A 12,277-nucleotide genomic window follows, 5' to 3' on the forward strand; every position below is an offset into this window, starting at 1 on the left:
CCGCCGGGTCGGCGAGGATTTCGGCGATCTCGGCGATGCTCAGCTCGGCGCGCCAGCCCGGGATCGATTCGAGCTTGTCGAGGGTGCCGCCGGTGTGGCCGAGTCCGCGGCCGGAGAGCTGCGGCACGGCGACGCCACAGGCGGCGACGAGCGGGGCCAGCGGAAGGGTGATCTTGTCGCCCACACCGCCGGTGGAGTGTTTGTCGACGGTGGGCAGGCCCAGGCCGGTGAAGTCCAGCCGCCGGCCCGAGTCGATCATGGCGGTGGTCCAGCGGGCCGTCTCGGCGCGCGTCATGCCCCGGAAGTAGACGGCCATCGCGAGGGCGGCCATCTGCTCGTCGGCGACGACACCACGCGTGAACGCCTCGATGATCCAGTCGATCTCGGCTCCGCTGAGCTCCTTGCCGTCCCGTTTGCGGGTGATGATGGACAGGGCGTCAGGCACGGTCGGCACCTCCCGCCTCGCGCACCGCGTCCAGGTCACCGGGGCCGAACGCGTCGGGCAGCAGCTCGGAGATGGGGCGCGGACCGCGGCGCGTGTCGACCTCGAGCTCGGGGCCGCCGTGTTCGAGGAGGATCTGCCGGCAGCGTCCGCACGGGCTCAGGACGGCCCCGCGGGCATCGCAGACGGCGACGGCCCGCAACCGCCCGCCACCACCGGAAATCAAGTTACCGACCAGTACACATTCGGCGCACAGACCCACTCCGTGTGAGACATTTTCCACATTGCATCCGACGACGATCCGTCCGTCGTCCACCAGTGCCGCGGCCCCCACGGGGAATCGGGAGTAGGGCGCGTACGCGCGGCCCATCACCTCATGTGCTTTGGCGCGCAAGGTTTTCCAGTCTACGTCCGGCATGGTTGTCCATCCTGTCACGGTGGCCGATTCCACGGTTCACCGGCCCGCCCGGGCCAGATCACAGTTGGAAAGGCAAACCTAACTTGTTATTTGGAGGCCGTACGAACCGCTACTCGAATTAGTTCCCGACTTTCGGATAGGACTAAAGTCGGTCCAAGTCGGTTCAGGTTCACGTCGAGCCCGTGCTGCGGAATCCCCCAGAGGCTGGAGAGGCTCGACGCGTCCACCATTGACGTTGGAGGCACAGCACTCGATGAGCAGCACGACTGAAGCCGCTCCCGCACCGGGGCGCACACGGTCGCTTTACCGGGGAGACCCGGGCATGTGGTCCTGGGTTCTGCACCGGATCACAGGCGTGGCGACATTCTTCTTCCTTTTCGTTCACGTCCTGGACACGGCACTCGTCCGGGTCAATCCCGAGACCTACGACAGTGTCATCGAGACCTACAAGAATCCCGTCGTCGGTCTCATGGAGCTCGGGTTGGTGGCGATGGTGCTCTACCACGCCCTCAACGGCCTGCGCGTGATGCTCGTGGACTTCTGGTCCAAGGGCCCGCAGTACCAGCGGGTGATGCTCTGGACGATCCTGGCGATCTGGTTCGTGGTGATGATCCCCGCCGCCGGTCGCATCTTCTACAACATGTTTGCGGGGCACTGACATGAGCGCAGCGACGAAGAATTGGGCACTGACATGACTGAAGCGAAGACTCTGGGCACGGCGTACGACCGCCCGGCCAGCCTGGACAACCCGCGCTCCCCGCGCCGCGCCGCGAAGAACAACTTCGAGCTCTACGCGTGGCTGTTCATGCGCCTGTCCGGCCTTGCACTGATCATCCTGGTGCTCGGCCACCTGTTCATCATGCTGATGCTGGACGAGGGCGTGCACCGCATCAACTTCGCGTTCGTCGCCGGCCGCTGGTCCAGCCCGTTCTGGCAGTTCTGGGACCTGACGATGCTCTGGCTCGCCCAGCTGCACGGCGGCAACGGCCTGCGCACGGTCATCGCGGACTACTCCCGCAAGGACTCGACCCGATTCTGGCTCAACACGATCCTGGTCGTGTCGATGATCCTGATCATGGGCCTGGGCACCTATGTGATCTTCACCTTCGACCCCAACATCGTTGCGAGCTAGGGGAGCTACGACTTCATGCAGGAACATCGTTATGACGTGGTCATCGTCGGTGCCGGCGGCGCCGGCATGCGTGCGGCCATCGAGGCCGGCCCCCGCGCCCGCACCGCAGTTCTGACCAAGCTCTACCCCACCCGCAGCCACACCGGCGCCGCCCAGGGCGGCATGTGCGCCGCCCTCGCGAACGTCGAGGAGGACAACTGGGAGTGGCACACCTTCGACACCGTCAAGGGTGGCGACTACCTGGTCGACCAGGACGCGGCGGAGATCATGGCCAAGGAGGCCATCGATGCGGTGCTGGACCTCGAGAAGATGGGGCTTCCGTTCAACCGCACGCCCGAGGGCAAGATCGACCAGCGCCGGTTCGGTGGCCACACCCGTGACCACGGCAAGGCCCCGGTGCGTCGCGCCTGCTACGCGGCCGACCGCACCGGCCACATGATCCTGCAGACGCTCTACCAGAACTGCGTCAAGCACGACGTGGAGTTCTTCAACGAGTTCTACGCGCTCGACATCGCGCTGACGGAAACCCCCGAAGGCCCCGTCGCGACCGGCGTCATCGCGTACGAGCTCGCCACCGGCGAGATTCACGTCTTCCATGCCAAGTCGATCGTGTTCGCGACCGGCGGCTCGGGCCGCATGTACAAGACGACGTCCAACGCGCACACCCTCACCGGTGACGGCATGGGCATCATCTTCCGCAAGGGCCTGCCGCTCGAGGACATGGAGTTCCACCAGTTCCATCCGACGGGACTCGCGGGCCTGGGCATCCTGATCTCCGAGGCCGTGCGCGGCGAGGGCGGCATCCTCCGCAACGCCGACGGCGAGCGCTTCATGGAGCGCTACGCCCCCACCATCAAGGACCTCGCGCCCCGCGACATCGTCGCCCGCTCGATGGTGCTCGAGGTGCTCGAGGGCCGCGGCGCCGGCCCGAACAAGGACTACGTCTACATCGACGTGACCCACCTCGGTGAGGACGTCCTCGAGGAGAAGCTCCCGGACATCACCGAGTTCGCCCGCACCTACCTCGGCGTCGACCCTGTCACCGAGCTCGTGCCGGTGTCCCCGACCTGCCACTACGTGATGGGCGGCATCCCCACCAAGATCAACGGTGAGGTGCTGCGCAACAACGAGGACGAGGTCCCGGGCCTCTACGCCGCCGGCGAGTGCGCCTGCGTCTCCGTCCACGGCGCCAACCGCCTCGGCACCAACTCGCTCCTCGACATCAACGTGTTCGGCCGCCGCGCCGGCATCGCGGCCGCCGAGTACGCGAACACCCACGACCACGTGGACCTGCCGGAGGACCCGGCCCGCAACGTCGTGGAGTGGCTCGAGCGGATCCTGGGTGCCGGTGGCAAGGAGCGCGTGGCGGACATCCGCAGCGAGCTGCAGCAGTCCATGGACAACAACGCCTCGGTGTTCCGCACCGAGGAGACGCTCAGCAAGGCGCTCGAGGACATCCACGCCCTGAAGGAGCGGTACAAGAACATCACCGTCCAGGACAAGGGCAAGCGCTACAACAGCGACCTGCTCGAGGCCGTCGAGCTGGGCTTCCTGCTCGAAATGGCCGAGGTCACCGTCGCCGGTGCGCTCAACCGGAAGGAGTCGCGCGGCGGCCATGCCCGCGAGGACTACCCGACGCGCGACGACGAGAACTTCCTCAAGCACACCATGGCCTACAAGGAGGGGACGGAGCTGATCCCCCCCATCCGCCTGGACTACAAGCCGGTGGTGCAGACCCGCTACGAGCCGATGGAGCGGAAGTACTGATGACAACCCTCGAGAAGAACGAAGCCGACGTCTCGAACCTGCCTCCCGTGCCCGAGGGTGCCACCATGGTCACCCTCAAGATCGCGCGGTTCAACCCCGAGGACGGCAAGGGTCAGCACTGGGACAGCTTCCAGGTTCCGGCGCTGCCGTCGGACCGCATGCTCAACCTGCTGCTGTACGTGAAGGGCTACCTCGACGGCACCCTCACGTTCCGCCGCAGCTGCGCGCACGGCGTGTGCGGCTCGGACGCCATGCGGATCAACGGCGTCAACCGCCTGGCCTGCAAGATCCTGATGAAGGACATGCTGCCCAAGGACGGCAAGCCGGTGACCATTACCGTCGAGCCGATCCGCGGCCTGCCGGTCGAGAAGGACCTCGTCGTCGACATGGAACCCTTCTTCGACGCGTTCCGCGCGGTGAAGCCGTTCCTCATCGCCACCGGCAACGAGCCGACCCGCGAGCGGATCCAGTCGCAGGCCGACCGGGCCCGCTTCGACGACACCACCAAGTGCATCCTGTGCGCGTGCTGCACCACCTCGTGCCCGGTGTACTGGAACGACGGCAGCTACTTCGGCCCCGCCGCGATCGTCAACGCGCACCGGTTCATCTTCGACAGCCGTGACGAGGGTGCCGCCGAGCGCCTCGACATCCTCAACGACGTCGAGGGCGTGTGGCGCTGCCGCACCACCTTCAACTGCACCGACGCGTGCCCCCGTGGCATCCAGGTGACGAAGGCGATCCAGGAGGTCAAGCGCGCGCTGCTGTTCGCCCGCTGATCTGCTTGTGCTCCACGGTGAAGGTTCCCGTCACCCGGTTCCACCGGGCGACGGGGACCTTCACCCGTTTCAGGGAACCACCACGCCGCGGCCGCGGATGCTGCCCTCGCGCAGCCGCCGGTACGCCGCCGGCCCCTCGTCGAGGGTGAACGTCTCGGTGTGGATGTCCAGCCGGCCGGCGCGGGCCAGCGCGACGACCTCCATCAGTTCCGACCGGGTGCCCCAGTACGGGGTCACGACGGAGGCGCCGAACGGGATCATGAAGAACCCGACCTTGGCGTGTGCGCCGGCGTGGATGCCCACGACCGAGATGTGCCCGTCGACCGCGACCACCTGCTGCGCCGTGTCGATCGTCGACTGGGCGCCGACGAAGTCGAACACCGCCGTCGCGCCCTGACCGCCGGTCAGTTCCCGGATCGCGTCCGCCGCACCGGCGCCCGACATCACCGCCGCGTCGGCGCCGACCTCGCGGGCGAGGGCGAGACGGTCGTCGTCGAGGTCGACGGCGATCACGCGGGCCGCGCTGACGGCGCGCAGGATCTGGATGCCGACGTGGCCGAGCCCACCGACACCGATGACGACGGCCGTCGAGCCCGGCCCCAGCAGCGGCAGGACCCGGGAGATCGCGTGGTACGGCGTCAGACCGGCGTCGGTGAGCGGCGCCGCGGCGACCGGGTCGAGGTCTCCGATCGGGACGAGGTGGCGCGCCGAATCGACGATCATGTACTCGGCCATCGATCCGGGCGAGCCGAGACCGGGTGGCGTGATGCCCAGGTCGGCGGCGCGGGTGCAGTAGTTCTCCCGGCCGCGCGCGCAGGCGTGGCACGCACCGCAGCCCCACGGCCCGTACACGGCGACGGCGTCCCCCACCCCGAATCCCGTGACGCCCTCGCCGAGTTCTGCGACGGTGCCGACACCCTCGTGGCCGAGGGTGAGCGGCAGGCCGTAGGCGTACTGCGCCGCCGGCATGTCCATCACGAAGATGTCCGAGTGGCACAGCCCGGCCGCGGTGACCTTCAGCAGGATCTCACCCGGCCCGGGCGTCGGGGTGGGGATGTCGACAACGACCGGCTCGGAGCCGATCTCGGTGTACTGGACGGCTTTCATGCGCCCGACTCTACGGCCGGGGGTGCGTGCCCGCCCGATACTGCAGCGAATCTTCCGCTGCGCGGCGCCGGCCGTTCCGGCCCCGGACGTCAGGCGACACGGACGAGCATCTTGCCGACGTTGCGCCCGCGCATCAGGTCGAGGAAGGCATCGACCGAGTTGTCGATCCCGTCGACGATCGTCTCGTCGAACACCACGTCGCCGGCGGCGAGCCACGGCCCCATCTTCGCCGCGAATTCGGGGAAGAGGTGGGTGTAGTGGCCGAGGGTGAAGCCCTGCAGGGTCAGGCCGCGGGTGATGATGTTGGCCATGTTGTCCGGCCCGGGCGTGCGCTCGGTGTTGTTGTACAGGGCGATCGCGCCGCACAGGGCGGCCCGGCCACCGTCGCGCAGGACGTCGAGCGCGGCTTCGAGGTGGTCGCCACCGACGTTGTCGAAGTACACGTCGATGCCGTCGGGTGCCGCACGGCGGAGCTGGCGCCGCACGGGCGCCGACTTGTAGTCGAACGCGTCGTCGTAGCCGTAGCGCTCGGTGAGCATCGCGACCTTGTCCGCGGATCCGGCGGAGCCGAGCACGCGGGTCGCGCCCTCGAGCCGGGCGATCTGTCCGACGGCGGTGCCCACGGCGCCCGCGGCCCCGGAGACGAAGACGGTGTCGCCCGGCTGCATGCGGGCGATGTGCATCAGGCCGACGTAGGCGGTCAGTCCCGTCAGGCCGAGGATGCCGAGGTACGCGGAGTTCGGGACGCCCGGAAGCTCGTCCACCACGCGGAAGGCCGCGGCGTCGCCCTGCGCGACGTCGCGCCAGCCGAGGTCGTGCAGCACGACCGAGTCGACCGGGTGGGCCGGCGACGTCGACTCCACGACGCGGCCGACCGCGCCGCCGGTCATGGTCTCCCCCAGCGCGAACGGCGGGATGTAGGACTTGACGTCGTTCATCCGCCCCCGCATGTAGGGATCGACCGAGACGAACTCGTTGACGACGCGGACCTGGTTGGGTCCGAGGTCGGGCAGATCGACCGTCGCGGTGCGGAAATCGTCGTGTGTCGGCCAGCCGACGGGGCGTCGGACCAGCTGGATCTGGGTACTCGAGGTCACAGGGCGTGAACCTTCCTCACGTGCCGAGCCGCCGGGAGCTGTCCCCGGGCGCCTCCGAAGTATTGAACTGACCGTTCCAATATATACTGGAACGGTCTTTGCACAACGGGGAACGGAAGGGCACATGGGACGGCCACCGGAGTTCGACACCGCAGACGTCGTGGAACGGGCACGGGATCTGTTCTGGGACAAAGGCTTCGAGGCCACCTCCGTCCCCGAGCTCGAGCGGGCGACGGGGCTGAACCGGTCGAGCCTCTACAACGCCTTCACCAGCAAGCGCGGATTGTTCGACGCCGCCGTCCGCGACTACCTCGACCGCGTGGTGCGACCCCGGCTGCGCGTCCTCACCGACGAGCCCACCGCGCCCGATGCCGCGGCACGCTACTTCCGGGCACTGGCCCGCACCGTGGCCGCCCTGCCGGACGACTCGCCGCGCCGCGGCTGCCTGCTGCTGAACAGCACCGCCGGCCTTGCGGCCCACGACGAGACGCAACGCGCGGTCGTCACCGCCTACCGCGCCGAACTGACCACCGCGTTCACGCACGCGCTGCGCGCCCTCGACCCCGCCGCCGACGACGAGGCGCTGGCCCGCCGGGTACGGGTGCTGGCGTCGCTGTCGCTGAGCACGCTGCTGCTCGCCCGCGTCGACCGCGACGAGGCGGTCGCTACCGCCGAAGCCGCGATCGCACAGCTCGACGAATGGCGCGCGAGCGCTCGCTGAGCAAGACCCCGCCGAGGGCCCCGGCACCGACGAGCGCCAGACCGCCGCGCAGGCCGGGCCCCTCGTGCACCTCCACCCGCGGCGTGATCCGAGCCAGCTCCGGCGGCGGCACGTGGGCCATGACCAGATTCTCCTTGGACGATGCCGCCCACGCCGTGGCGAACAACACCATCCGTGCGGTCAGGTTCGCGAAGACCAGCACGCCGAGGATCGGGCCGAACGCCACCCCGGCGGGGCCGCTGGTGACCCGGGAAAGGTAGATCGAGCCGACCTGCTTGAACACCTCGAACGCCACGGCGGCGAGCAGGCCGGCCCGCATCGCGCTGCGGAAGGTGACGGGCTCCCGGGGCAGCCGGGCGATCACCCAGGTGAACAGCAACCACGTCGCGCACACGGCGATGGCGATCGTCGCCACCGTCAGCGCCACCCCGATGCCGGGCACGTTCTCGAGCCGCAGCACTCCGACGAAGAGGTCCATGACGGGGCCGCTGCTGGCGGCCGACAGGGCCAGCGACGCCACGATGGCGAGGCCCAGGCCGAGGAGGGTCAGCGCGTCGTTGACCTTGGTGCGCACGAACCCGTCCTTGACATGCGGATGGTCCCACATCGCCGTGAGCGCGTCCCGCAGGTTGGTGATCCAGCCGATCCCCGCATACGCGGCGGTGAGCAGGCCCAGTGTTCCGACGGCGCTGCGGGAGGCGATCGCGGAGTCCACCAGACCCTGCACCGTCGCACCGAGTTCGCCGGGGATGTTCTGGGCGATCGCGGTCTGCAGCTGCTCGAGGGTCTCGGGCCGGCCCGCGAGCACGAAACCGGCCACCGAGAACGACAGCATCAGGATGGGAATCAGGGACAGCACACTGAAATACGTGATCCCCGCGGCGTAGTAGTCGCCCTTCTGCTCCTGGTACCGCAGGCCGGCCCGCACCAGGTGGTCGAGCGACGGATGCGCTGCTCGTTGCCGGTCGACGAATCCCGGTTTCGACGGTTCGGTGGAATCGTCGGCCATCGGTGGGCAACTCCTTCCGCGTTCCGTCGCCCCGGGCTGTGTGCGGGGCACGCCCCCGGCTACTTGCGGGGCAGGAATCCCACCCTGTCATAGACCTGCCCGAGTGTCCGGGAAGCCACCTCGCGGGCTTGGTCGGCGCCGGTCGACAGGATGCGCAGCAGTTCCGCCTCGTCGGCGAGGTACTCGTCGACCTTCGCCTGCAGCGGCACGACGAACTCGGTGAGCACCTCCGCGGTGTCGGCCTTGAGGTCGCCGTACCCCTTGCCCGCGTAGCCGGCGACGAGTTCGTCGACCGGCCGGCCGGACAGGGCGGCCTGGATGGTGAGCAGGTTGCTCACGCCGGGCTTGTTCTCGAGGTCGAAACGGATCTCGCGCTCGTTGTCCGTCACCGCCGACTTGATCTTCTTCGCCGACACCTTCGGATCGTCGAGCAGGTTGATCAGACCGGCCGGGGTGGCCGCGGACTTGCTCATCTTCGCAGTGGGGTTCTGCAGGTCGTAGATCTTGGCGGTGCCCTTGATGATCTGCGGCTCGGGAACGACGAACGTCTTGCCGAACCGGGTGTTGAACCGCTGCGCGAGATCACGGGTCAGCTCGAGGTGCTGGCGCTGATCCTCCCCCACCGGCACGCGCTGCGGGCGGTACAGCAGGATGTCCGCCGCCATCAGCACCGGGTAGGTGAACAGGCCGACGCTGGCGTGCTCGGTCCCCTCCTTGGCGGACTTGTCCTTGAACTGCGTCATCCGGCCGGCCTCGCCGAAACCGGTGATGCAGCTCAGAACCCACGCCAGCTCGGCGTGCTCGGGCACCTGGCTCTGGACGAACAGCACCGACCGGTCCGGGTCGATGCCGACGGCGAGCAGCTGAGCGGCGGCGCGGAGGGTGCGCCGGCGCAGCCCCTTCGGATCCTGCGGCACGGTGATCGCGTGCAGATCGGGGATGAAGTAGTAGGCGTCGAACTCGTCCTGCAACGGAACCCACTGTTGCAGCGCGCCGAGGAAGTTCCCGAGGTGGAACGAGTCGGAGGTCGGCTGGATACCCGACAGCACCCGGGGCCGGGCGGTCGGCGCGGTGGTGTTCTGTTCTGCAGTGCTCGCCATGGTTGTCGATACTTTCACGTGCGCGGAGAGCCGCTCGCGGGAGGTCGGCTCCGATCGGCGGATCCGCCCGGATCAGCGGAACTGCACGGTGACCGGGGCGTGGTCCGACCACCGCTCGGCATAGGTGGCGGCACGCTCGACGCGGGCCTCCTTCGCCCGCTCGGCCAGTTCCGCCGTCACGAGGTGGTAGTCGATCCGCCAGCCGGCGTCGGTGTCGAACGCCTTGCCCCGGTAGGACCACCACGAGTACGGGCCGTCGACGTCCGGGTGCAGGGCGCGCACCACGTCGACCCAGCGGCCGTCGGCGAGCAGCGTGTCGAGCCACGCGCGCTCGCTCGGCAGGAATCCGGACTTCTTGACGTTGCCCTTCCAGTTCTTGATGTCGCGTTCGGTGTGGGCGATGTTCCAGTCCCCGCACACCACCATGTGCCGGGCCGCGGCCCCGGCCTCGGCGGCGCGGTGGTTCAGGTGCGTGGCGAACAACGCCATGAACCGCTCCTTCTCCTCCTGCTTCGGGGTGCCGGCCTCGCCGGTGGGCAGGTACAGGCTGCCGACGGTCACGTCCCCGAAGTCGGCCTCGACGTACCGGCCGGAGGCCGCGAACTCGTCCTCGTCGAACCCGATGCGCGAGGCGTCGGCCGGGCGCCGCGACAGGATCGCGACCCCGGCACGGCCCTTGGCCTCCGATTCGGCGGACACCACGTACCACCCGGCGTCGAGGGCGGGCGCGATCGCCGCGTGGAACTGCTGCTCGGTGGCGCGCACCTCCTGCAGGCACACGATGTCGGCCTGCGCGGTGGCCAGCCACGCGAGCAGGCCCTTGCCGGCGGCGGCACGGACGCCGTTGACGTTGACGGTGGTGATGACGTGAGGCACGACGGTCACGGTAGCCGACGGGCCGGACCCGAAACGACGACGGGACGCCCCGGTGGGGGGCGTCCCGTCGTGTGCGGTCCGTGCGTCAGGCGCGGGCCTTCTGGAGGTTCTCGTCGAGCGCGGCGAGGAACTCCTCGGTGGTCAGCCATGCCTGCTCGGGGCCGATGAGCAGGGCGAGGTCCTTGGTCATCTGTCCCGCTTCGACGGTCTTGATGACGACGTCCTCGAGCTGCTGCGCGAAGTCGATGACCTCGGGGGTGTTGTCGAGCTTGCCGCGGTGCTCGAGGCCACGGGTCCAGGCGAAGATCGACGCGATCGGGTTGGTCGACGTCGGCTTGCCCGCCTGATGCTGCCGGAAGTGCCGGGTGACGGTTCCGTGCGCGGCCTCGGCCTCGACGGTCCTGCCGTCCGGGGTCATGAGCACGGACGTCATCAGGCCCAGCGAGCCGTAGCCCTGCGCGACGGTGTCGGACTGGACGTCGCCGTCGTAGTTCTTGCAGGCCCAGACGTAGCCACCCTCCCACTTGAGCGAGGAGGCGACCATGTCGTCGATGAGGCGGTGCTCGTAGGTCAGGCCCGCGGCATCGAACTCGGCCTTGAACTCTTCCTCGAAGATCCGCTGGAACTCGTCCTTGAACATGCCGTCGTAGGCCTTGAGGATCGTGTTCTTGGTGGAGAGGTAGACCGGGTAGTTCTGCTGCAGACCGTAGGACAGCGAGGCCCGCGCGAAGTCCTGGATGGACTTCTTGTAGTTGTACATCCCCATGACGACGCCGCCGTCCTCGGGGATATGGCACACCTCGTGCTGGATCGGCTCGCTGCCGTCCTCCGGCGTGAAGGTGATGGTGACGGTGCCCGGGCGGTCGACCTTGAAGTCGGTGGCGCGGTACTGGTCACCGAAGGCGTGACGGCCGACGATGACCGGCTTGGTCCAGCCGGGCACCAGGCGGGGCACGTTGGAGATGATGATCGGGGCACGGAAGATGGTGCCGCCCAGGATGTTACGGATTGTGCCGTTGGGCGAGCGCCACATCTTCTTCAGGCCGAACTCCTCGACCCGGGCCTCGTCGGGAGTGATGGTGGCGCACTTGACGCCGACGCCGTGCTTCTTGATGGCGTTGGCTGCGTCGACGGTGACCTGGTCGTCGGTTGCATCGCGGTGCTCGATGCCGAGGTCGTAGTACTCGAGATTCACATCCAGGTAGGGATGGATCAGCTTGTCTTTGATGAACTGCCAGATGATGCGGGTCATCTCGTCGCCGTCGAGTTCGACGACCGTTCCTTCAACCTTGATCTTGGACATGTGCGCTTCGCGTCCTCCTAGGAAGTGTCCCTGGTCCCAAGTCGATCGCACTTTGTGGGTGCGATCGTGGTCGGCTCAATGAACCATTTATGGCGTGCTCACACGTGCGGAACACGATCCAAACAAGACGAGCGTACTGCTATCGACCCGGTCCGCCAAGCGGGCCCCGGGCTACCGGCGGGTAACTTTCGCCTGCTCAGGCGCCTCCCGCCGGGAGGTATGGGTCGCCTACCGAAGCATCCGTTCGAGCCGCTAGACTCGCGCCAGGTCATGAGTACCAGCGTGAAGCCCCGGCTTGCTGGTCGGCAACCCTCCGGCCAGGGTGGGGTGCTCCGGGTGATGACCCGGTCGTCCGGCGCCACGCCGCACGACAAGCCGGTCCGATGGAGGTATTCGTCATGAGGGTTGTGATCATGAGCTGTCGCCCCTAGCCGCCCCGACCTCCCGACCACGGCCAGAAGGACATCATGACCGACAGCGAGAACACCCGGCGCGAAGACGGCTGGAGCTTCGAGACCAAGCAGATCCA

Annotated in this window: 12 protein-coding genes, 1 pseudogene and 1 riboswitch; of the genes and pseudogenes, 5 read left to right on the top strand and 8 right to left on the bottom strand. The window is 68.2% G+C overall.

Going from position 1 to position 12,277, the window contains the following annotated elements:
• Both CQZ88_RS30965 and CQZ88_RS12805 read right to left on the bottom strand, forming a co-directional pair.
• Positions 1-445, bottom strand: a pseudogene (locus CQZ88_RS30965) (thymidine phosphorylase); the annotation flags it as partial.
• Complete coding sequence (locus CQZ88_RS12805; RefSeq protein ID WP_044476117.1) at positions 438-860, bottom strand: cytidine deaminase; 423 nt, start codon at positions 858-860, stop codon at positions 438-440. The pseudogene CQZ88_RS30965 and the gene CQZ88_RS12805, both read right to left, overlap by 8 nt.
• A gap of 253 nt (positions 861-1,113) precedes the next feature.
• Here CQZ88_RS12805 and sdhC point away from each other — a divergent pair, with 253 nt between their 5' ends.
• The 4 genes from sdhC to CQZ88_RS12825 are packed head-to-tail and all read left to right on the top strand — an operon-like array spanning position 1,114 to position 4,535.
• Entirely contained in the window at positions 1,114-1,518 is a 405-nt protein-coding gene (gene sdhC / locus CQZ88_RS12810) for a succinate dehydrogenase, cytochrome b556 subunit (RefSeq protein WP_072635622.1), read from the top strand.
• A gap of 33 nt (positions 1,519-1,551) precedes the next feature.
• Positions 1,552-1,992: a succinate dehydrogenase hydrophobic membrane anchor subunit gene (locus CQZ88_RS12815; RefSeq protein ID WP_029544728.1), complete on the top strand. Its 441-nt coding sequence runs from the start codon at positions 1,552-1,554 to the stop codon at positions 1,990-1,992.
• A 15-nt stretch (positions 1,993-2,007) separates the two neighbouring features.
• Positions 2,008-3,759, top strand: a complete 1,752-nt coding sequence (sdhA, locus tag CQZ88_RS12820) for a succinate dehydrogenase flavoprotein subunit (protein ID WP_102799830.1) — start codon at positions 2,008-2,010, stop codon at positions 3,757-3,759.
• Positions 3,759-4,535 carry a succinate dehydrogenase iron-sulfur subunit gene (locus CQZ88_RS12825; RefSeq protein ID WP_003935736.1) on the top strand — a complete coding sequence of 259 codons (777 nt, stop codon included), beginning with the start codon at positions 3,759-3,761 and terminating at the stop codon, positions 4,533-4,535. Before sdhA ends, CQZ88_RS12825 begins: the two co-directional genes overlap by 1 nt.
• A 69-nt stretch (positions 4,536-4,604) precedes the next feature.
• On the opposite strand, the gene CQZ88_RS12830 is transcribed toward CQZ88_RS12825, so the two are convergent.
• Positions 4,605-5,642 (bottom strand): NAD(P)-dependent alcohol dehydrogenase, encoded by a 1,038-nt coding sequence (locus tag CQZ88_RS12830; protein WP_006939690.1) that lies wholly within the window; start codon positions 5,640-5,642, stop codon positions 4,605-4,607.
• Between the two features lie 89 nt (positions 5,643-5,731).
• Positions 5,732-6,739, bottom strand: coding sequence for an NADP-dependent oxidoreductase (locus CQZ88_RS12835; protein WP_006939692.1), 1,008 nt, complete (start codon positions 6,737-6,739; stop codon positions 5,732-5,734).
• Between the two features lie 124 nt (positions 6,740-6,863).
• On the opposite strand from CQZ88_RS12835, the gene CQZ88_RS12840 reads away from it, so the two are divergent.
• Positions 6,864-7,460: a TetR/AcrR family transcriptional regulator gene (locus tag CQZ88_RS12840; RefSeq protein ID WP_029544730.1), complete on the top strand. Its 597-nt coding sequence runs from the start codon at positions 6,864-6,866 to the stop codon at positions 7,458-7,460.
• Here CQZ88_RS12840 and yhjD read toward each other — a convergent pair.
• From yhjD to CQZ88_RS12860, 4 genes are all read right to left on the bottom strand, one after another.
• Complete coding sequence (gene yhjD, locus CQZ88_RS12845) at positions 7,405-8,469, bottom strand: inner membrane protein YhjD (protein WP_043801408.1); 1,065 nt, start codon at positions 8,467-8,469, stop codon at positions 7,405-7,407. The genes CQZ88_RS12840 and yhjD overlap by 56 nt on opposite strands.
• 59 nt (positions 8,470-8,528) lie before the next feature.
• A complete protein-coding gene (gene trpS / locus CQZ88_RS12850) occupies positions 8,529-9,569 on the bottom strand; it encodes a tryptophan--tRNA ligase (RefSeq protein WP_006939694.1) in 1,041 nt (346 codons plus the stop codon).
• Between the two features lie 72 nt (positions 9,570-9,641).
• Positions 9,642-10,445: an exodeoxyribonuclease III gene (locus CQZ88_RS12855; protein WP_180987004.1), complete on the bottom strand. Its 804-nt coding sequence runs from the start codon at positions 10,443-10,445 to the stop codon at positions 9,642-9,644.
• A gap of 85 nt (positions 10,446-10,530) precedes the next feature.
• Positions 10,531-11,748 carry an NADP-dependent isocitrate dehydrogenase gene (locus CQZ88_RS12860; protein ID WP_006939696.1) on the bottom strand — a complete coding sequence of 406 codons (1,218 nt, stop codon included), beginning with the start codon at positions 11,746-11,748 and terminating at the stop codon, positions 10,531-10,533.
• A gap of 266 nt (positions 11,749-12,014) precedes the next feature.
• Positions 12,015-12,130, top strand: a riboswitch (SAM riboswitch).
• The last annotated feature ends 147 nt before the right edge of the window (positions 12,131-12,277 follow it).

This window comes from Rhodococcus sp. ENV425 (assembly GCF_002887785.1).
GTDB classification, from domain to species: Bacteria; Actinomycetota; Actinomycetes; order Mycobacteriales; family Mycobacteriaceae; genus Rhodococcus; species Rhodococcus aetherivorans.

What these genes read in the sequence shown, in the direction of transcription:
- CQZ88_RS12805 (WP_044476117.1), bottom strand. Translation starts at nt 860, where the DNA reads ATGCCGGACGTAGACTGGAAAACCTTGCGCGCCAAAGCACATGAGGTG.
- sdhC (WP_072635622.1), top strand. Translation starts at nt 1,114, where the DNA reads ATGAGCAGCACGACTGAAGCCGCTCCCGCACCGGGGCGCACACGGTCG.
- CQZ88_RS12815 (WP_029544728.1), top strand. Translation starts at nt 1,552, where the DNA reads ATGACTGAAGCGAAGACTCTGGGCACGGCGTACGACCGCCCGGCCAGC.
- sdhA (WP_102799830.1), top strand. Translation starts at nt 2,008, where the DNA reads ATGCAGGAACATCGTTATGACGTGGTCATCGTCGGTGCCGGCGGCGCC.
- CQZ88_RS12825 (WP_003935736.1), top strand. Translation starts at nt 3,759, where the DNA reads ATGACAACCCTCGAGAAGAACGAAGCCGACGTCTCGAACCTGCCTCCC.
- CQZ88_RS12830 (WP_006939690.1), bottom strand. Translation starts at nt 5,642, where the DNA reads ATGAAAGCCGTCCAGTACACCGAGATCGGCTCCGAGCCGGTCGTTGTC.
- CQZ88_RS12840 (WP_029544730.1), top strand. Translation starts at nt 6,864, where the DNA reads ATGGGACGGCCACCGGAGTTCGACACCGCAGACGTCGTGGAACGGGCA.
- yhjD (WP_043801408.1), bottom strand. Translation starts at nt 8,469, where the DNA reads ATGGCCGACGATTCCACCGAACCGTCGAAACCGGGATTCGTCGACCGG.
- trpS (WP_006939694.1), bottom strand. Translation starts at nt 9,569, where the DNA reads ATGGCGAGCACTGCAGAACAGAACACCACCGCGCCGACCGCCCGGCCC.
- CQZ88_RS12860 (WP_006939696.1), bottom strand. Translation starts at nt 11,748, where the DNA reads ATGTCCAAGATCAAGGTTGAAGGAACGGTCGTCGAACTCGACGGCGAC.